Origin of the sequence: Nocardia sp. NPDC047648, from assembly GCF_040642815.1 — a bacterium.
GTDB lineage: Bacteria > Actinomycetota > Actinomycetes > Mycobacteriales > Mycobacteriaceae > Nocardia > Nocardia gamkensis.
The window spans coordinates 58513-77949 of record NZ_JBEYSX010000004.1 but is presented as its reverse complement, the minus strand read 5'-3'; the positions used below and the strand labels follow the sequence as shown (position 1 = coordinate 77949).

Genomic DNA, 19437 nt, shown 5'->3' with positions numbered 1-19437 from the left:
GAAACCCGGCCCGCTCAGCGGCCGACTCGGGCATACTCCTCGATATGCGGCGGCCGAACGCGCGTCCGGCCGAACGCCTCGAGCCGTTGCCACCAGCCCGGCATCGGCTGTGGTGATCTGCGAAAGGCGGTCCATGGAAAAGAAATCGCTGACTGCGGTAGCGCGCCAGCAACTGAAGCTGGCGACCATCGCCACGAGCGGGCGCAGTTCCCAGACACTCTATGGCGGCCATACGCATTCGCTGCGCCAGACGGTGGTCGGCCTGAAGGCCGGGCACAGCTTGGCCGAGCACGACAACACGGGCGAAGCCACCTTGCTGGTGCTCAGCGGCACCCTGGTTCTACTCAGCGGCGCCAACGAATGGAAGGGCTCGGAAGGCGATCTGATCGTGGTGCCCAAGGCGCGCCACAGCGTCAAGGCGATCGATGACGTCGCGTTCCTGCTGACCGTAGCGATGTAGCCACCCGCGCGGGTCCGCACCGCGGCCGGACCGGCCGGGCATTAGGGTGTCGATCATGGGTGAGCCGCAGCCGATCCTCGAACCGCTCACGCCGTCCGCGATCTTTCTGGTCGCCACGATCGACGAGGGCGGCGAAGCGGCGGTCCGCGACCTGCTCGCCGACATCACCGGTTTGCGCCGCTCGGTGGGCTTCCGCCTGCCGGGCGCGAACCTGACCTGCGTCGCGTCGATCGGCTCCGACGCGTGGGACCGCCTCTTCGCCGGGCCGAAACCCGCTGAGCTGCATCCGTTCCCCGGTTACGTCGGCGCACGCCACACCGCGCCGGCGACACCGGGCGACCTACTGTTCCACATCAAGTCCGAAGTGCAGGACGCCTGTTTCGAACTGGCCATGGCCATCGGCGACCGGCTGGCGGGGGCGGGCACGATCGTGGACGAGACCGTCGGCTTCCGCTATTTCGAGCAGCGCGACCTGCTCGGTTTCGTGGATGGCACCGAGAACCCGGAGGGCCGCGCGGCCGCCGCGGCCGCGCTGGTGGGCGACGAGGACCCGCGATTCGCCGGTGGCAGCTACGTGATCGTGCAGAAGTACACCCACCCGCTGGCGGACTGGCGCGCGCTGTCGGTCGAAGAGCAGGAGCGCGTGATCGGCCGCACCAAACTGGACGACTTCGAACTCCCCGACGAGATCAAGCCGGCCGACTCGCACGTCGAGATGAACACGCTGATCGATCCGGACGGCACCGAACGCCAGATCCTGCGCGGCAACATGCCCTTCGGCAGCGTGCGCGAGGGGGTGTTCGGCACCTACTACATCGCGTACGCGGCCACGCCGAGCGTCACCGAGCGCATGCTCACCCGCATGTTCCTCGGCACCGGCGAGGCCGCCTACGACCGCATCCTGGATTTCTCCGTCGCCCGCACCGGCACCTCGTTCTTCGCACCCACCGTCGATTTCCTCGACGATCTGCCACCGGCGCCACGGGAGACGGCGGAAACCGCGGGGCCAGTGGACACCGCCGGTTCGGCAGAACTGTCCGGCACCGCCGTGCCCTCGGGCGACGGCGCCCTCGGTATCGGCTCGTTGAAAAGGAGCACCCGGTCATGAACAACCTCCATCGCGAACTAGCGCCGATCACCGCCGAGGCGTGGGCGGCCATCGAGGAGGAGGCGACGCGCACCTTCAAGCGGCACATCGCGGGCCGGCGCGTCGTCGACCTTTCCGGCCCGCACGGCCTCGACTACTCCGCGGTGGGCACCGGGCACACCACACCGATCGACTCCCCCGGCTCCGGAGTGTTCGCCCGCCAGCGGGTGGTCGCGCCGCTGGTCGAACTGCGCGTGCCGTTCACGCTCTCCCGCGAGGAACTCGACAACGTGGAGCGCGGCGCCCAGGACGCCGACCTGGATCCGGTGAAGGACGCCGCGAAGAAGATCGCGTTCGCCGAGGACCGGGCGATCTTCGAGGGATATCCGGCCGCGCACATCACCGGCATCCGCGCGAGTGCGTCCAACGAGCCGATCACGCTGCCCAGCGACACCCGGCTGGTCCCCGAGGCGATCGCGCAAGCGTTGAGCGCGCTGCGGCTGGCGGGCGTCGACGGACCGTACTCGGTGCTGCTCAGCGCCGACCTGTTCACGGCGGTGAGCGAGACCTCCGATCACGGCCACATGATCCGCACGCACATCGAGCGCCTGATCCCGGAAGGCGAGATCATCTGGGCGCCCGCCATCGACGGCGCGATCGTGCTCACCACCCGCGGCGGCGACTTCGATCTGCGCATCGGGCAGGACCTGTCCGTCGGCTACCTGTCGCACGACAGCACCTCGGTCCAGCTGTACTTCCAGCAGAGCCTGACGTTCCTGGTGTACACCGCGGAGGCCGCGGTCCCGCTCACCGTCTGAGCACCGCCCGCGCATCGGCCACATCTGGGAAACCGCCAGGTGTGCGCCGGTGCGCGACGCGGTAGCGTGAGCCGGAAATGCGCCCGAGGCAGGTAGGTGAGATGACAACGGTGCGGGCAGGTGTGGTCCCGACCCAGCGCGCCGCGCTCTACAGCGTGTTCGGCATCCTGGCGACCGTCACGATCTGCGGCTCGTTCGTCGCCGCGTTCGGGGTGAACCGGGTGTTCACCGGACTGCTGGCCGGAGCCGTCGTCGGTATCGCGGTGCTGGCCGCGTTGTTCACCAGGGACGCCATCGTGCTCACCGACCACGCCATCTACCGGCGCAAGCCGTGGACGGTCTCCAGCATCTCGTGGGACCGGGTGGTGGCCGGGCGCTTCACCCTCGACGAGCGCTCCCGCTGGTCGCTGGCGCTGGATCTGTCCGGTGGCGACGAGCCGCACGGCGAGCTGGTGCTGCTGTCCATCCCGCCGGTGGTCCGCCCCGTCGCGGGCGCTTACGACCTGCGCAAACGCGATCAGGTCACGGAGATCAGAGCGATCCTGCGGCGCAAGCGCATTCCGGTGACCGTGCTCCCGCAGATCGCGGGCGCGCTACAGGAGCACTGGCAGATCGCGCCGCCGACCCACTGAGAGGCGACGGCCGAGCGCGCGGTTGTCGGACACCGCGCCGCCGACCCGGAACGCGTTGGCCGATCGCGACGTCGGCATGCCCGCTCCGACCCGGCGCCCGGGCGGTGGAGTGCCGGATACGGGACGCCGTGCGCCGGTTTCGGTTACGTTGACAGACGTGTCCATGCCGAAGGGCGCCAACGTGCCCGTGCCGAGTTCCACCGTCCGGATCGACGTGGGCTGGGCGGCCGGGGCGGACGCCGACGCCTCCGCACTGCTCGTGGCGTCCGGCAAGGTGCGATCCGACCTCGATTTCGTGTTCTACAACCAGCCCGCTCACCCGTCCGGGGCGGTCCGCCACGAGGGCAAGCGGCCGGGATCGATCGTGCTGGACGTGCTGTCCGCGGACTTGGCGCGGGTGGAACCGCAGGTCGACGGCATCGTGATCGCGGCGTCCACCGAGGGCGGCGCGGTCGGGCGGCTGGAGGGGTTGTTCGTGCGCGTCGTGGAGGTGGGCAGCGAAGCGGAGGTGGCCCGCTTCGACAGTATCGGCGCGACGAGCGAGACCGCGGTGGTGCTAGGCGAGCTGTACCGGCGCGACGGGGGGTGGAAGTTCCGCGCGGTGGGCCAGGGCTATGCCTCCGGTCTGGCCGGACTCGCCACCGATTACGGGATCTCCGTGGACGAGGCGCCCGCGCCGCCACACGAATACCTGCCTGTGCCACCGCCGCCCGCACCTTCGCACGAGTTCACGCCGCCACCACCACCGTCCGGGACGGTACCGCCGGAGCCGGGCCTGCTCGTGGCGCATCCACCCGCATCCGGCTCTACTCAACCGGATCAGGCCACGCCGCCCGGCACGCCGATACCGCCGGGCGAGTACCCGTCCCACGGTCGGAATCCGGCCGCACCAGCCCATTTCCACCGGCATTCGGCATCGGGACACCACCCGTCGCCGCCCGGGTACCACCCGCCGGGCCAGTACGTACCCGCACCACCGGGGCACAGCGCTCCTGCATGGGCGGCGTCAGCGGGACAGTCTTTCGGCAAGCTCTCGCTGACGAAGGACTTTCCCGCCGTGTCGCTGACCGCGCGAGGCGCGACCGCGGGCATCATGCGGGTCAACCTGAATTGGGCCTCGCCGCAGGGCGCGAGCGGCGCGGTGGATCTGGATCTGTGCTGCTTCTGGGAACTGGTCGATGGGCGCAAGGGCGATATCCGTTCGGTCGGCGATTCGGGGTCTCTGGAGCGGCCGCCGTTCATCCGGTTGGACACGGACGACCGGTCCGGAACGAGCGCGGCCGGGGAGAACATGGAGATCGATCTCGGTCACGGAGCCGAGTTCCGTCGAATCCTGCTCTTCGCCACCCTTTACGACGGTGCGGCCGACTTCCGCGGTCTCGGGGCTACCGCGACGCTGTACCCGGCGGCCGGGCCGCCGATCGAGTTGAGCGTCGACGGTTGCGCGGACGGCTCCCGGGACGTGGTGCTGGCGCTCATCGAGAACACCGGCACGGAGCTGGTGGTGCGCAGGGAGGGCCGCTTCGTCCCGCCGCCGCCGAACCGTCCGCGCTGGGGTGTGACCGAGGTCGACAAGGCGTACGCCTGGGGACTGGACTGGGTGCGGGGCACCGGGAAGTCCTGAGACTCAGGCAGCGGGCGCCGCGAGCCGGTCCAGCAGCACGACCGCCTCGGCCCGTATCGCGTCGAGATCGCCGGACCAGCCGAGTGTGCGCAGCACCGCCCCCGGGATGGTCCGCTCCGCGTACATGGGCGCGGCGCCCTCGTCGGAGCGCATGCCGATCACCGTCTCCACCAACCGGAACGGCAGCGACTCGGTGCCCGGCGCGCTCGGCGCGGCGCACTCGGACAGCACCAGCGCGGCGAAAGCCTCGTAGTGGCCGCGCAATTCGTCGCGACGCAGGCGGAACGCGGCGAAGCGCTCGGTGCGCAACTCCGGAAGCAGGTACAGCGCACCCAGGTTCCAGCGCGAGGCGCACAGTTGCCGCACATCGAACAGCGCCAGCGCGTACAGCCGGACCGGCGCCGGCTCGGGCGCCGCGCGCAGCCGCTGCGCCAATTCGATCGGCGCCGCGACGGTTCCGGCGAGCAACGCGTCGAGGATGTCGTCCTTGGCCGCGAAATGGTGGTACAGCGAAGCCTGGCGGATGCCGACCGCGTCGGCGATCGCGCGGGTGGAGGTGTTGGCGTAACCGTTGGTGGTGAACAGTTCGCCTGCGGCGTCCAGGATCTCGGCGCGCGGCGTCGATCCGCGTCGGCGCCGCTGTTCGACGCGCGGCCGTCCGGGACCGAGGTTTGCCACCGGCCCATTCTGGCAGGTCGACGCGGGGACGCTCCGGTGCGGGCCGGGGTACGCACGAGCCGGGAACGGCGCCCGGTGCGTTTTCTGTCACTTGATAGAAATAACGGCAACGCAGAAGTTACCGGAGGTCGCCGAAGCGATACACACAGGTCACCGAAAGCGCGATCACGGCCGCAAAACTGTCGTCTGATAGTTATTGGCCGATCGCCGAAGGACCGCCCATGGCCACCACGCTCGCCCCGCCCCCGCCGCCCGATCTCACCGGTGACGGCGCCGACCTCGCCCGGTTCGGTTACCAGCCCGTCCTGCACCGCAAACTCGGGCGCTACGCCTCGTTCGCGGCAGGCTTCTCCTTCGTCTCGATCCTGACCACGATCTTCCAGTTCTTCGGATTCGGCTATTCGTTCGGCGGAGCCGCCTTCTTCTGGACTTGGCCGATCGTGTTCGCCGGACAGTTCCTCGTCGCGCTCAACTTCGCCGAACTGGCCGCGCGCTACCCGATCTCGGGATGTATCTACCAATGGTCCCGGCGGCTCGGCGGCGAACTCGTCGGCTGGTTCGCGGGCTGGATGATGATCATCGCGCAGATCGTCACCGCCGCCGCGGCGGCGATCGCCCTACAGGTGGTGCTGCCATCGATCTGGAGCGGATTCCAGCTCATCGGCACCGACACCGCGCTCACCTCGCCGTCCGGCGCGACCAACGCCGTACTGCTGGGCAGCATCCTGCTCGTGGTGACCACGCTGATCAACGTTCTCGGCATCGACCTGATGGCCCGGATCAATTCGATCGGCGTCACCGTCGAGATCGTCGGCGTCCTCGCGATCATCGCGCTGTTCTTCACCACCGCCGAGCGCGGACCGGGTGTGGTGCTGGACACCGATCAGGCCGCGCCGGGTCCCTACTGGGCCGCGTTCCTGGTGTCCGGGCTCATGGCGGCTTATGTCATGGTCGGGTTCGATTCCGCGGGAGAGCTTTCCGAGGAGACCAAGAACCCGCGCCGGGTCGCGCCGCGCACCATTCTCACCGCGCTGTCGGTCTCGGCGCTGGGCGGCGGGCTGATGCTGCTGGGCGCGCTGATGGCCGCACCGAGCCTGTCCGACGGCGCGCTGTCCTCCGAGGGCCTGGCCTACGTGCTCACCGCCAAGCTGGACAGCCCGGCGGGCAAGGTGCTGCTGGGCTGCGTGGCGGTCGCGATCACCGTGTGCACCCTGGCGATTCAGACCGCGGGCTCGCGGCTGATGTTCTCCATGGCACGGGACGGGAAGCTGCCGTTCGCCGCCAGGCTCGCCGCGGTGCACCCGCGGTACGGCACGCCGGTGCTGCCCGCCGTCGTGATCGGCGCGCTCGGCATCGGCCTGCTGGCGCTCAATCTCGGCAACGCCGCGATCTTCGCGACGCTGGCGAGCGTCTGCATCGTGACGCTGTATCTGGCCTACCTGCTGGTGACGGTGCCGTTGCTGATCCGCCGGTACACCGGCCTGCCCGACGCGGGCACCGACGCGCGACTGTTCGGCCTGGGCCGGTTCGGTATTCCGATCAACGCGCTCGCGGTGGTCTGGGGCATCGCGATGGTCGTGAATCTCGCCTGGCCTCGCGCCGAGGTCTACGCCCCGGACGGGGGCGGCTGGTGGATGCTCTGGGCCGCACCGCTTTTCGTGCTCCTTGTGCTCGCCGTCGGCGTGCTGGTGCATCGCTTCGTGGTCGGTTGGTCGCGCGGACTCGCGAGCGCCGAGCCCGCGCCGCAACCGGCCTGAACGCCCCGGTGCGGCGGTGTACTGCCGGGCACCGCCGCAACCCGGTCGCCGTTTCGAACAACCGATCTCCGAGAGGAATTCATCGTGACAACCATTGCGGACACCTCCGGCGCGCGAGCGCACGCACGGGCGCAGGCCGCGGCGGCGACGATCGCGGAGCCCGCGCTGCCCGCGGGCATCACCGCCGCCGAGCTCACCTTCGCGCAGCGAATTCCGGCGGGCGGCTACACGAACATCGCCCTCGGGCGCGGCACCCGCGTGCGCCTGTCCGATCCGGACGGCGCGGCCTGCGCGCACCTGCTGCTGGTGCGCACCGACGCGCCGTGGGAGCGCCTGAACGTCGCCGACACGGTCAAGGTGCCGTGGCAGGCGTACCTGGGCGGCGGACACCCCCTGCTGTCGGACCAGGGCCGCGTGCTGGCGACCGTGCTCGACGACACCTCCGGCCACCACGACACACTCTGCGGGCCGACCGCGGAGGCCCGCCATCTGCTGCGACTCGCGGGCGCCAAACACGGGCTGACACCGCGCGACATCGGGCCGACGGTCTCGTTCTTCCGCGGCGTGCGGGTGGAGCACGACGGCGCGCTCACCGCCACCGGCAGTGCGGGCGCGGGCTCCTCCGTCGATCTGCTCACACACCTGCCGGTCACCGTGCTGGTGGCCAACTCCGCGCACCCGCTGGACGACCGGCCCGCGACGGACCTCGACTTCGTCGCCTGGGCCGCGCCGGAAGACCTCGCCACACCCGTCAACGACGACCCGGAATACCGACGGGCGGTGCAGAACACCGAACAAGCCTGGACGGCCGCACTGACCCTGGAGGCAACCGCATGACCACCGCCCGCACCATCGTGCTCGACGAGACCGTCCCCGCCCGCGCGCCGTGGTCGGCCGTGGTCCACGCGGGCGAGCACCTGGAGATCATCGATCTGCACGGCAACCAGGCGGTGGACTGCCTGCTGTACTCGGCGGCCGATCACGCCGACCGCTACAGCGCGCAGGCCACGGTCGCCGCCCAGCGCAATATCTTCCTCACCACCGGCAGCGCACTGCGCACCGACGCGGGCACCACGCTGATGACCGTCGTGGCCGACGACGTCGGCAACCACGACACCATCGCGGGCGCCTGCTCACAGGAATCGAACACGCTGCGCTACGGCAGGCACACCCGCCACCAGCACGCCTGCGTGGAGAACTTCCTCACCGAGGCCTTGCGCTGGGGGCTGGGCAAACGCGACCTGGTGTCGAACATCAACTGGTTCATGAACGTTCCGGTCGAGGCGGACGGCACGCTGGGCATCGTGGACGGACTGTCCGCGCCCGGCAAGCGGGTCACGCTGCGCGCCGAGATCGACACGCTGGTGCTGGTGTCGAATTGCCCGCAGATCAACAACCCGTGCAACGGGTTCGACCCCACCCCGGTGCGCATGGTGGTGTCGCGATGACCGTCGCCGAGCTACCGGTGGCCGGGTCTGCGCAGGCAGAGACCCCGCGACCCGCCGTGCACGTGGTTCGCCCCGGCATGCTCACCACCGTGCAGGACTGGCCGGGCCGGATCGGGTACTGGCACGTCGGCGTGCCGCCGTCGGGGCCGATGGACGATCTGTCCTTCCGGCTGGGGAACCGAGCACTCGGCAACGACGAGGGCGCCCCCGGACTGGAATGCACCCTCGGCGGCCCCGCGCTGCGGTTCGGCGCACCGGCCCGGGTCTGCGTCACCGGCGCACCGGCGGAGGTGACCGTGGACGGTGTCGCCGTGCCGCAGTGGCGGACGGTACGGGTGCCCGCGGGCGGCGTACTGGACGTCGGCGCGGTGCGCGGACCGGGCATGCGCTGCTACGTGCTGATCGCGGGCGGCATCGACGTACCCGAATACCTCGGCAGCGCGGCCACGTTCACGCTCGGCCGCTTCGGCGGCTGCACCGGCGGCGCGCTGCGCGCCGGTGACTCGCTGCCACTGGGCGCGCACCACGGCCGGGTCACGGCGGGCGTGGCGATGGACGAACAACCCGTGCTCACCCGGCGCTGGGAACTCGCGGTCACCGAGGGCCCGCACGGTGCGCCGGAGTTCTTCACCCGTGCCGACTTCGAGACCGTCGTCGGCACCGACTACGAAGTGCACTTCAACTCCGACCGCACCGGCGTCCGGCTGATCGGGCCGAAGCCGGAATGGGCCCGCACCGACGGCGGCGAGGCGGGACTGCATCCGTCGAACATCCACGACACCCCGTATTCGGTCGGCGCGCTGGACTTCACGGGCGACACTCCCATCCTGTTGGGTCCGGACGGGCCGAGTCTCGGCGGATTCGTCTGCCCGGTCACCGTCGTGGCGGCCGACCGCTGGAAGCTGGGTCAGCTGTCGCCCGGCGACAGCGTGCGGTTCGTGCCGGTGCGCGGTGACCACGCGGCACCCCTCCGGGAGCTCGGGCGCGCGCGCCGGGCGGCGTGGCCCACCGTGCTGTCGGCGGGCGGCGACGGCGACGACGGGGTGTTGCGCCGCGCCGAGGTCGACGACGAGACCGTGGTGACCTACCGCCGCGCGGGTGACGACGGCGTGCTCGTCGAATACGGCGCCATGGCCTTGGATCTCGGCCTGCGCGCCCGCGTCCATGCCCTGCACCAGCACCTGCTCGCCGCCGGGGTGCGCGGCGTGACCGAGTTGACGCCCGGCATCCGCTCGTTGCAGATCCGGGTCGATCCACACGTCCTGTCCGTGCCCGCGCTGCTCGGCCTGCTCGCCGAGACGGAAGCGCGGTTACCCGCCGCCGACCAGCTGGTCGTGCCGAGCCGGGTCGTCCATCTGCCGCTGTCCTGGGACGATCCGTCCACGCGCGAGGCGATCACCCGCTACACGCACGGCGTGCGCTCCGACGCGCCCTGGTGCCCGTGGAACATCGAGTTCATTCGCCGCATGAACGGCTTGGCTTCCGTCTCCGACGTCTACGACACCGTGTTCGGGGCCGAGTACCTGGTGCTCGGCCTCGGCGACGTCTACCTCGGCGCGCCGGTCGCCACACCCACCGATCCCCGGCACCGGCTGGTCACCACGAAATACAATCCCGCCCGCACCTGGACGCCGGAGAACGCGGTCGGCATCGGCGGCGCCTACCTGTGCGTCTACGGAATGGAGGGGCCGGGCGGCTATCAGTTCGTCGGGCGCACCACGCAGGTGTGGAATCACCGATCCGGTGCGGCGCCCGCGGTCTCCCCTGGCGCGGACCGCACCGCGTCAGGAGACGAAACGCCCTGGCTGTTGCGCTATTTCGATCGCATTCGCTGGTATCCGGTCGAAGCGGAAGAACTCCTCGACCTGCGCGCCGATTTCGCCGCGGGCAATGCGCGCGTGCGCGCCGAAGACGGCGAGTTCCGTCTGGCGGACTACCGGGCGTTCCTGGCCGAGAACGCCGCGTCCATCGAGGAATTCCGCGCGAAGCAGGCGGAGGCCTTCACCGCCGAACGGACATCCTGGCGCTCGACGGGAGAGTTGACGGACTCAGGACAGAAGCTGCCCTAGCTATGGGGCAGACTTCTCCCATGTTGGAAACGTCGGCCCGCCTGCTGCGTCTGCTGTCGCTGCTGCAATCCCCTCGCGACTGGACCGGCGCCGAACTGGCCGAGCGACTCGACGTGGACGTGCGCACCGTCCGGCGGGATATCGACAAGCTCCGCACGCTGGGTTACCCGGTGGACGCGACGCCCGGGGTGGCGGGTTACCGGCTCGGCGCGGGCGCGAAGCTGCCGCCGCTGCTGCTGGACGACGACGAGGCGGTGGCCGTGGCAGTCGGCCTGCGCACCGCGGCGGGCGGCACCATCGCGGGCATCGAGGACAGTTCGCTGCGCGCCCTCGCCAAACTCGAGCAGGTGCTGCCCGCACGGCTGCGCTACCGCGTGAGCATGCTCCAAGCGGCGACGGTCACCGTGCCCGCGGGCGGCCCGACGGTCGACCCGGACGTTCTCACCGCCGTCGCGGCCGCCATCCGCGACAACCACCGCCTGCGCTTCGACTACCGCGCCCACGACGGCGCCACGTCCGTGCGCGCCACCGAACCGCATCGCCTGGTCCACACGGGCAGGCGGTGGTACCTCGTCGGCTGGGACGTCGATCGCGCGGATTGGCGCACCTACCGCGTGGACCGCCTGCTCCCCCGCATTCCGACCGGCCCCCCCTTCACCCCGCGCGAGGCGCCCGACGCCGACCTGACCGGTTACCTCTCCCGTGGCGTCACGACCGCGCCGTACCGTTACGCCGCCCGGATCACCCTGCGGGTGGCGGCGGAAGTGGCCGCCGAGCGAATCGCACCGACGGTGGGAGCGATCGAGGCGGTGGACACCGAAAGCTGCGTGCTCCGCACCGGGTCCGATTCGCTGGACGAACTCGCGATCTACGTCGCGGGCTTCGGCTTTCCCTTCCGGGTGCACGAGCCGCCGGAACTCGTCACACACCTGCGCGAACTCGCCGCCCGCCTCGGTGCGGCGGCCGGCTGACCCGGTTCAGGCCGGGACGGCTTCGATCCCGCAGACCGCGCAGGGCACCGCGAAGCCCGCCACCTGCCCCTGCTCTTCGTGGACGCCTCACGCCCCGGCCGCCGCCGCTGGTTCGCGATGGACCGCTGCGCCAACCTCAGCAAAGTCCGGCGCTACCGCCACGGGAAGTGATCCGGGCCACCGATGTCACAGTTCGGGCCCGCGCGCCGTCGTCTCGGTGAAGCGGTGGGAACGCCCCATCGGCACCGACGAGATCGGAGACAGTCATGACCGCGAAGATCCTGGTCACCGGCGGCACCGGAACCCTGGGCCGCGAGGTGCTGCCGCTGCTGCTCGAGCGGGGCGCCGACGTGCGCGTGCTGAGCCGCACCGAACATCACCCGGACGGCGGAGTGCGCTTCGTCACCGGAGATCTGCTGCGCGACAAGGGCATCGATGCCGCGGCGGCGGGCGTCGACACCATCCTGCACCTGGCGGGCGACGCCAAGAACGACGAGGCGGCCACCGCGAACCTGCTGCGGGCCGCTGCCGCCGCCGGCGTCGGGCACATCGTCTACATCTCGGTCACCGCCGCCGAACTGCTTCCGCTGACCTACTTCCGCGCGAAGTTCGCCGCCGAACAGGCTCTCGCCGAATCGGGTATCCCTTGGACCACGTTGCGCGCCGCTCAGTTCCACGATTTCGTGCCCCAACTGGTGGACACGATGCTGAAATCGCCGGTGCTGCCGGTCCTGGGCGGGGTGCGCCTCCAGCCGGTGCATGTGCGTGAGGTGGCGGCCCGGCTGGCGGAGCTGACGGTCGGCGCGCCCGCCGGCCGGGTGCCGGATCTGGTGGGACCCGAAGTACTGGGTATGCGCGAGCTGGTCCGCGACTACCTGGCGGTGCTCGGCAAGCGGCGTGCGCTGCTGACCATGCCGGTACCCGGCAAAGCGGGCCGGGTTTATCGCGCGGGCGCGAACCTGGTCACCGATGGCGCCGACATCGGCGAGCTGACCTGGGCGGACTACCTCGCCGAGCGCCGGGGCGCGGTCCTGGCCGGATGAACTGGGCCGCTGGATCACACGACGATCACCGTCTTGACCCAGGCTCGTGGGCGACGGAAAGTGCTCTGGCATTACCGATTTCGGCTTCGGCCTGGAACTGATCCGGCCTCGAACGGCTGCTCGCCGCGACCGCGCGGTGATGCTCAGTCCATCCGGAACGTGGCCTCGGGATTCGAGACGTCCCGGATGACGCGCAGCGCCTCGGACAACGCCGCCAGCTGCGCGGGTGTCAGCAACCCGACGAACCAGCGGTCGACGGCGGCCAGATAGTCCGGCAGCACCTGCGCGAGCCGCGCCGCGCCCGCCTCGGTGAGCACCGCGTAGGCACTGCGGCGATCCCCCGGGTCCGGCTCGCGCTCCACCAGCTCGCCGCGGGCCAGGCGATCGACCAGCCGGGTGACGCCACTGGTGGACAGCGCGGTCTGCACCGCCAGCTCCGACATGCGCAGCCTGCGCCCCGGCGAACGGCTCAGCCGCGTCAGGGCGTTCAGATCCAGTCCGGACAAGCCGTGCGCGTTCCACACCGGCTCCAACTTGGCGAGCACGCCGCTGTGCGCCTCGAACAGCAGACCCATCGTCGTCAGGCGCGGGTCGTCGAACAGCTCGTTCAGGTCCATGGGCGAAACCTACCCGACTGTTTCTCCGCGGATAGTTGACACGAGGAATAAGTAGCCGTAGAAATATGCATACGCATTATTCCTCACAGCAACTAATGGAGGTTCCCATGTCGTCCACCGCTTGGATCGCCGGATTCCGCACCGCCGTGATCGACCCGGACGAGCCGATCAAGTTCGCGGAGTCGCGTGCGTTCACCGACCAGACGGTGCGCCAAGTGCTGCACTTGGCGGGTGGCGGAGCGCGAGTGCGAGTCGGGTTGACCAACCGTTTCGGGAAGACGCCCCTGACGATCGGCGCGGCGCGAGTCGCCCTGCGCAAGACGGGCAGTGAGATCGTCGCCGAGACCGACACCGCGCTGCGGTTCGGCGGCGTCGAGCGAGTAGTGGTGCCGGCGGGTGGCGAAGTCTTCAGCGATCCGGTGGATCTCGCCGTCTCGGCGGGCACGGATCTGACATTGAGCCTCTACCTGCCCGGGCCGACCGGCCTGGCGACCTTCTCGCACCAACCAGGGGAAACCGCCTACATCGCGGACGGCAACGTCGTCTCCGAGAGCGCGCTCGCGCCCGCCGAGGAGTTCCCCGGACGGTTCTACATGCTCGGCGTCGACGTGCTCGCGCCCGCGGAAACGCCGGTGGCCGTGGCGTTCGGCGATTCCTGGTTCGAAGGCGTCGGCACCACACCGGGCGCCGATCGCAGGTCGGTGGACGTCCTCAACACGCGCCTGAACCGAGGCTGGGTGGTCAACCAGGGAGTCGCGGGAAACCGGCTGCTGCTCGACCGGGTGGGCGAGGCGGGCTTGGCGCGCTTCGACCGCGACGCGCTCGGCGTGCCCGGCGTGACCAGCGTGCTGATCAACTTCGGCATCAACGACCTCGGTCTCGGCGGCATGACCGGCCAGCCCCCCGCGACCGCGGACGAACTGATCGCGGGCTTCACCGCCCTGGCGCGGCGGGCGCACGCGGCGGGGCTCACCGTCCACGCCGCCACGATCGGCCCCTACGCCGGCGTCATCTACGAAGGCCTGCACGTGGCCGAGGCGCAGCCGGCCCGCAGGCGCGTGAACGATTGGCTGCGCGGCACCGATGTCTTCGATTCGGTGTTCGACGTGGCGCGCGCGGTCGAGGATCCGGCACGGCCCGACTTCATCCGCCCCGAATTCGACAGCGGCGACGGCATGCACCTCAATGACGCCGGGGCGCGGGCGATGGCCGAAACCGTGGATGTGGCAGCGCTTTTCGGCTGAGCCGGTGCGCCACCCGCCTAAGGCTCCAGGCCGCGCAGCACGATTTCGACGCCGCCTCGGAATTCGTCGTCGGCCGACATGCCCTTGGCCTGGCCCGCGGTCTGCGCCAGATGCGGATAGTCCGCGGCGGGGAGTTCGGCCATCACGATCGTGCCCCGCCCCGGCAACGGCGCGTAGTGCTTGTTCTGGAGGTAGCCGATCAGGAAGGCGACCAGCGTGCGCTGGGCGATGACGCGGGCGCGTCCGGTGAATCCGCCTTCGGTGAGCACGGCGAGCATCGCTTCCATCACGCGCAGCGATTCCACCGACGACTGCCGATGCCGCAGCACGATCGGCACGGCGGCCGGATGGGCCGAGAACCCGTCACGGATATGTTCGAGCAGCACCGTCACCCGGTCTTTCCAGCCGCTTCCGGCGGGGAGCGACGTGTCGATCGACGCGAAGACGTGGTCGGCCACCAGCACCTCGAGCGCATCGCGGTCACGCACATAGCGGTACAGGGCCATGGTGGCCATGCCCAGTTCCCGGGCCACCGCGCGCATGGTCAGCGCGGACAGCCCGTCGCGGTCGAGCACCGCGAGCGCCGCCGCGGCGAGATCGGCGGTGGTCAGCGAGCGAGGACGGGGCACGGATTGACAGCGTACAAGCTACGCGCATACTGGTCGTAGGCGTACGAAGTACACCTACGAGAGGAGCCCCATGTCGCTGCCGACCACCGTCTCCGGTCGCACCCTGGTCACCATCTCCGGCGCTCGAGTCGAGATACCGGATCCCGATGACCTGATCCACCTCCAGTTCCGCCGCTTCGCCGGATGCCCGGTGTGCAATCTGCACCTGCGTTCGATCGTCAACCGCCGCGACGAGATCGCCGCCGCCGGCATCCGCGAAGTGGTCGTCTTCCATTCGGGCGCGGAGGAATTGCGCAAGTACACCGCCGAATTGCCGCTGGACGTGATCGCCGACCCGGACCGTGAGCTCTACCGCGAATTCGGCGTCGAGACCTCACCCCGCGCGCTGCTCGACCCGCGCGGCTGGCCCGCCATCCTGCGCGGCGTCGCCCATGACGCTTACGCGACGCTGCGCCGCAGGCAGGTCGCCCCGCCCGCGAAACCCGATGGCGGCAGTCTCGGACTGCCCGCCGATTTCCTGATCGCTCCCGACGGCCGCGCGCTCGCCGCGAAGCACGGCACGCACGTCTACGACCAATGGTCGGTCGACGAACTCCTCGCACTCGTCCCGGCGGGGCGTGAAGCGTGAGGATCGCGGCAAGACCCTCGTCGGCGCGGGCGTTCGCACTGCTCTGCGGCGGATTGCTCGCCGGTGCGTTCGGCTATGGCGCGGTCAACGTCCTCTACGCGTTCCGCGAGGTCCCCCTTGATGTGCGCTTCACCTTCCACACCGCCCTGATGAGCGTGAACGGCGTGGTGATGCAGTCGCTGATGGGCCTGACCATCCTGAGCACGTTGGTGCTCGCCGCCCGTGCCACCGGCCGGTCACGCCTGCTCGCCGGTACCGCGAGTGTGCTCGCTGCCGCCGCATTCCTCCTCACCCGCCTCGGCAACGTCCCGATCAACCAGCAGATCAAGGTGTGGACGGTCAGCGGCCCGCCCGCCGACTACGCGGACCTCCTCGGCCGCTGGGAAGCGTTCCACTTCGCCCGCACGGCCTGCGCGCTGGTGGCCTTCCTCCTCGTCGTCCTGACCACCGTCACCGAAGACCACTGAACCGCTGCGCGAGTGGCACACGGTCGAGAGTTCCTCTCGCACTTCGCCGCACCCTGTGCCACTCGCGACGAACGGCGTCCGAAGGTCGTCAGGGCTGTTCGAGTACGTCGAATGGGATGGTCGCTTCGACCGGGTCGTCGAGTAGCAATACACGTCGATGGACCGTGTGGGCGAGATAGCGGCGGCCGGACCAGTCGAGACGGTATTCCTCGATCTCTTCGATACGTTCTTCCTTCTGGTCCAGCCGGACGATCAGGTACCGAGGAATACCTGCGGCCGCGTATTGGATTCGTTTGTCGTTGATATCGGCATCGATAGTCGATTCGGAAGTGACCTCGACCACCAGCAAAATGTGTTCACGCACGGTGTTGACGTCGTAGGGCTCGCAGTCCCGGATCCAGATGTCGGGATAGCGGATGTTCAACCGCCTATCCGCCGCCGCGGATTCGGCGTCGGCGAATCGTGCGGCAACGTCGGAGTCCACGACCATGCCCGGCCCGCCGTCGCGCCGGGCGGCCTCCAGCATCCCGGCCAGCCGCCGGACCACCCGACTGTGCACGGGGCTCTGGGCCATCAGCCGGACCATGCGCCCGTCGACGATCTCGATGTCACCGAATTCAGCGGTCGCCCCGGCGGCGAACTGCTCGGCCGTCACGCGCAGCACCTTTTGCTCGTCGGGAGCGCTCATAGCGGACATCATTGCAGTCCGGACCGGAACCCGGACCCGGGACTCGACCGATGATCACTCCAGGGGTCGGATAACCGCCCTGCTCGCGATGTTGTTGCTAGCATTTCGCGGTGGTAGCGGATTCGTATCCCGCGTTGGATTATTCGAGTTATCCGAGCATCGTCGTCCCGCTCGTGGCCACCTCCGGGATCGTCACGCACAGCCATCCGCAGCATCAGCTGACCTGGGCACCCGAGGGTGTGCTCAGTATGGAGGTGGGCTCCTCCCGCTGGGTGGTGCAGCGCTCTCGGGCGCTGTGGGTCCCCGGCGGTGTGCCGCACGCGGTGATTCCGAACTCCTCGTGCGAGATGGTGTCGCTGTACGTGGAGCCCGACGAGTGCCCGGTGCGGTGGGAGACGCCGACGGTCGTCGACTCGACCGGGCTGGTCGGGCCGCTGATCACCTACCTGGCCTCGCTCTGCGCGAACGCGGCGGACCCGAGCGCGACCGGCGAGACTGCCGGGCGGCGCGACCGCGCCCAAGCGGTGCTGTGGGATCTGCTCACCCCGATGGCCGTGACCACGATCCCGACGATCCTGCCGACCGATCCGCAGGCCCGCGAGGTCGCCATGGCGCTGCGCCGCAACCCCCGCGACATGCGGGGTCTGGAGGAATGGGGGCGGGAGGTCGGCGCTTCACCGCGCACGCTGTCGCGGCGGTTCCGCGCCGAGACCGGGGTCAGCTTCGAGAATTGGCGCACCTTCGCGCGAATCAACGCCGCGCTGCCGATGCTCGGTGCGGGAGAGCCGATCTCTCGGGTGGCGCACGCGGTCGGCTACGGCACCGCGAGCGCGTTCATCACCGCGTTCCGACGCGAAATCGGCACCACACCCGCCGCGTACTTCGGCGGGAGCGGTGCCGATCCGGTGCGGATCTGACGGATCAGGCCGGTTCCGTCACCCGGGCCGGACGAGCCCGCTTGCCGCGCAGGTGATCCACGCCGAAAGCGAGCACGGAGGCGACCACCGCGACGCATCCGATCGCGGCGCCGAGGCCGACCATCGAGTTGAGCCCGTCGATCGACGCCGAGGTCGCGATGTGCGACAGGTCCGACGCGATCGGCTGGAACTGCGCGGGCAGCCCGTCGGCCACCGAACGACCGGCGCCGGAACCCGCCGCCTCCAGGAACTGCTCACGCAGCGCAGGCGGGACGGCTCCGGGCATGGCATCGAGCCCGTCGGCAGCGGAACCGCGCGCCGAGTGGTTGAACATGGCGCCCAGCCCGGCCACGCCGACCGCGAGGCCGACCTGCCGAAGGGTGCCGAAGGTCGCGCTGGCCATACCCGCGTTCTCGTCGGAGGCGAAGGTGAGTGAGGCCGCCTGGTTGACGGCCGTGATCGCGCCGAGTCCGAGTCCGCCGATCACCATTCCGGGCAGGAAATGCGTCCACGAGTCGTCGGAACCGAAGTCGCCGATCAGCCACGTGCCCAACGCGACCATGCCCATCGTGACCGGCAGCGATACCGCGAACGGGACCCGCTTCGCGAAGACCATCGCCAGCGGCGCGCTGATCAGCGCGGCCACGCTCACGGGCAGCAACCGCAGGCCCATCTGCAAGGGCGTGTACCCGAGCGTGTTGATCAGGAACACCGCCAGGTAGTTGCTCGCGGCCATCAGCGTAGCCATGTGTCCGATCGAGACGATGGCCGTGCCGGTGAATCCGCGCTTGCGCACCATGGACACGTCGAGCAGCGGGTGCTCGGCCTTGAACTGCCACGCCGCGAACCCCACCAGCAACACCACCGCGGCGGCGCCGAGCCCGAGCACCATGGCCGAGGTCCAGCCCAGCGAGTTGCCGCGGGTCAGCGCGAACACACCCGTCACCAGGCCACCGGTGAGCAGCAACGACCCCGGCCAGTCGGCCTTGCGCCCTTCCATCCGCGCCGACTCCGGCATTCGCAGCACGGCGAGCACGCCGATGAAGATGCCGATCGGGACGTTGATGGTGAAGATCGAGCGCCAGCCGAACTGGGTGACCAGCGCGCCGCCGAGCACCGGGCCCGCGACGGTCGCGCTCGCCATGACGGCGCCGTAGATGCCGATGGCCTTCGCGCGCCTGCCCGCATCGGGGTAGGCCACCGCGAGCAGCGGCAACGCCGTCGCGAAGATCATCGCCGAGCCGACGCTCTGCACCGCGCGCAGGAGGTTCAACTGAAGTATGGTGCCTGCCAGCGCCAATGCCAGCGACGACGCGGTGAACACTGTCATGCCCGCGAGGAAAAGCCGCTTCCGGCCGAACCGGTCGCCGAGCGTGGCGAAGGTCAGCAACAGTCCCGCCATCGGGATGGCGTAAGCGTCGATGACCCATTGCAGTCCGTCGATGGACGTGTCGAAGTCGGTGCGGATATCGGCGAGCGCGGCGGAGACCACGGTCAGGTCGAGCATCATCATGAAGATGGCCCCGCTGACCATGAACAGCACCAGCCCGGCGCGCAGCGGACTTGCGGAAGAGTCGTCCGGCTTGCGGCCGGACGAGGTTGCGATCGTGGACATGTCTTCCTTATGAAGTTCGCGCACCACCCGCGGGACCGCGTGCGG

General features: G+C 69.9%; 21 protein-coding genes. 16 read left to right on the top strand and 5 right to left on the bottom strand.

Annotation, left to right across the window (positions count from 1 at the left end; all coding sequences use genetic code 11):
- Positions 1–133: 133 nt before the first annotated feature.
- From ABZ803_RS11385 to ABZ803_RS11365, 5 genes are all read left to right on the top strand, one after another.
- Positions 134–460 carry a cupin domain-containing protein gene (locus ABZ803_RS11385; RefSeq protein ID WP_040869925.1) on the top strand — a complete coding sequence of 109 codons (327 nt, stop codon included), beginning with the start codon at positions 134–136 and terminating at the stop codon, positions 458–460.
- Between the two features lie 55 nt (positions 461–515).
- The gene (locus ABZ803_RS11380; protein WP_357035563.1) at positions 516–1568 is read left to right on the top strand and encodes a Dyp-type peroxidase; all 1053 of its coding nucleotides are present in this window, start codon (positions 516–518) and stop codon (positions 1566–1568) included.
- Positions 1565–2365 (top strand): family 1 encapsulin nanocompartment shell protein, encoded by an 801-nt coding sequence (locus ABZ803_RS11375; RefSeq protein ID WP_357035560.1) that lies wholly within the window; start codon positions 1565–1567, stop codon positions 2363–2365. Before ABZ803_RS11380 ends, ABZ803_RS11375 begins: the two co-directional genes overlap by 4 nt.
- 101 nt (positions 2366–2466) lie before the next feature.
- Positions 2467–2997, top strand: coding sequence for a hypothetical protein (locus ABZ803_RS11370; RefSeq protein ID WP_040869942.1), 531 nt, complete (start codon positions 2467–2469; stop codon positions 2995–2997).
- Between the two features lie 163 nt (positions 2998–3160).
- Positions 3161–4621, top strand: coding sequence for a TerD family protein (locus ABZ803_RS11365; RefSeq protein WP_357036315.1), 1461 nt, complete (start codon positions 3161–3163; stop codon positions 4619–4621).
- Positions 4622–4624: 3 nt separating this feature from the next.
- On the opposite strand, the gene ABZ803_RS11360 is transcribed toward ABZ803_RS11365, so the two are convergent.
- A complete protein-coding gene (locus ABZ803_RS11360) occupies positions 4625–5299 on the bottom strand; it encodes a helix-turn-helix domain-containing protein (protein ID WP_357035556.1) in 675 nt (224 codons plus the stop codon).
- Positions 5300–5520: 221 nt separating this feature from the next.
- Here ABZ803_RS11360 and ABZ803_RS11355 point away from each other — a divergent pair, with 221 nt between their 5' ends.
- The 7 genes from ABZ803_RS11355 to ABZ803_RS11325 all read left to right on the top strand — a co-directional run bounded on the left by ABZ803_RS11355 (position 5521) and on the right by ABZ803_RS11325 (position 12587).
- A complete protein-coding gene (locus ABZ803_RS11355) occupies positions 5521–7056 on the top strand; it encodes an amino acid permease (RefSeq protein WP_357035553.1) in 1536 nt (511 codons plus the stop codon).
- Positions 7057–7140: 84 nt separating this feature from the next.
- Positions 7141–7893 (top strand): DUF1989 domain-containing protein, encoded by a 753-nt coding sequence (locus ABZ803_RS11350; protein ID WP_357035550.1) that lies wholly within the window; start codon positions 7141–7143, stop codon positions 7891–7893.
- Positions 7890–8504: an urea amidolyase associated protein UAAP2 gene (locus tag ABZ803_RS11345; protein WP_040869958.1), complete on the top strand. Its 615-nt coding sequence runs from the start codon at positions 7890–7892 to the stop codon at positions 8502–8504. Before ABZ803_RS11350 ends, ABZ803_RS11345 begins: the two co-directional genes overlap by 4 nt.
- Positions 8501–10573, top strand: coding sequence for a 5-oxoprolinase/urea amidolyase family protein (locus ABZ803_RS11340; RefSeq protein WP_357035546.1), 2073 nt, complete (start codon positions 8501–8503; stop codon positions 10571–10573). Before ABZ803_RS11345 ends, ABZ803_RS11340 begins: the two co-directional genes overlap by 4 nt.
- Before the next feature lie 20 nt (positions 10574–10593).
- Entirely contained in the window at positions 10594–11544 is a 951-nt protein-coding gene (locus ABZ803_RS11335) for a YafY family protein (protein WP_357035543.1), read from the top strand.
- A 78-nt stretch (positions 11545–11622) separates the two neighbouring features.
- On the top strand, positions 11623–11715 hold the full coding sequence (locus tag ABZ803_RS11330) for a CGNR zinc finger domain-containing protein (RefSeq protein WP_357035541.1): 93 nt from the start codon (positions 11623–11625) through the stop codon (positions 11713–11715).
- A gap of 95 nt (positions 11716–11810) precedes the next feature.
- Positions 11811–12587 carry an SDR family oxidoreductase gene (locus ABZ803_RS11325; protein WP_357035538.1) on the top strand — a complete coding sequence of 259 codons (777 nt, stop codon included), beginning with the start codon at positions 11811–11813 and terminating at the stop codon, positions 12585–12587.
- Positions 12588–12730: 143 nt separating this feature from the next.
- Here ABZ803_RS11325 and ABZ803_RS11320 read toward each other — a convergent pair whose 3' ends face one another.
- Positions 12731–13204, bottom strand: coding sequence for a MarR family transcriptional regulator (locus tag ABZ803_RS11320; protein ID WP_357035535.1), 474 nt, complete (start codon positions 13202–13204; stop codon positions 12731–12733).
- A gap of 107 nt (positions 13205–13311) precedes the next feature.
- Between ABZ803_RS11320 and ABZ803_RS11315 the strand changes: the two genes are divergently transcribed.
- On the top strand, positions 13312–14448 hold the full coding sequence (locus ABZ803_RS11315; protein ID WP_357035532.1) for a GDSL-type esterase/lipase family protein: 1137 nt from the start codon (positions 13312–13314) through the stop codon (positions 14446–14448).
- A 17-nt stretch (positions 14449–14465) separates the two neighbouring features.
- On the opposite strand, the gene ABZ803_RS11310 is transcribed toward ABZ803_RS11315, so the two are convergent.
- Positions 14466–15077 carry a TetR/AcrR family transcriptional regulator C-terminal domain-containing protein gene (locus ABZ803_RS11310; protein ID WP_357035529.1) on the bottom strand — a complete coding sequence of 204 codons (612 nt, stop codon included), beginning with the start codon at positions 15075–15077 and terminating at the stop codon, positions 14466–14468.
- Positions 15078–15147: 70 nt separating this feature from the next.
- Between ABZ803_RS11310 and ABZ803_RS11305 the strand changes: the two genes are divergently transcribed.
- On the top strand, positions 15148–15705 hold the full coding sequence (locus ABZ803_RS11305) for a peroxiredoxin-like family protein (protein ID WP_357035526.1): 558 nt from the start codon (positions 15148–15150) through the stop codon (positions 15703–15705).
- Entirely contained in the window at positions 15702–16172 is a 471-nt protein-coding gene (locus ABZ803_RS11300; RefSeq protein WP_357035523.1) for a DUF1772 domain-containing protein, read from the top strand. Before ABZ803_RS11305 ends, ABZ803_RS11300 begins: the two co-directional genes overlap by 4 nt.
- An 88-nt stretch (positions 16173–16260) precedes the next feature.
- Here ABZ803_RS11300 and ABZ803_RS11295 read toward each other — a convergent pair whose 3' ends face one another.
- Complete coding sequence (locus tag ABZ803_RS11295) at positions 16261–16860, bottom strand: Uma2 family endonuclease (protein ID WP_357035520.1); 600 nt, start codon at positions 16858–16860, stop codon at positions 16261–16263.
- Between the two features lie 110 nt (positions 16861–16970).
- On the opposite strand from ABZ803_RS11295, the gene ABZ803_RS11290 reads away from it, so the two are divergent.
- Complete coding sequence (locus ABZ803_RS11290) at positions 16971–17777, top strand: helix-turn-helix transcriptional regulator (RefSeq protein ID WP_357035517.1); 807 nt, start codon at positions 16971–16973, stop codon at positions 17775–17777.
- 4 nt (positions 17778–17781) lie between these two features.
- Here the strand turns inward: ABZ803_RS11290 and ABZ803_RS11285 are convergent, their stop codons facing one another.
- Complete coding sequence (locus ABZ803_RS11285; RefSeq protein ID WP_357035514.1) at positions 17782–19392, bottom strand: MFS transporter; 1611 nt, start codon at positions 19390–19392, stop codon at positions 17782–17784.
- Positions 19393–19437: the final 45 nt, after the last annotated feature.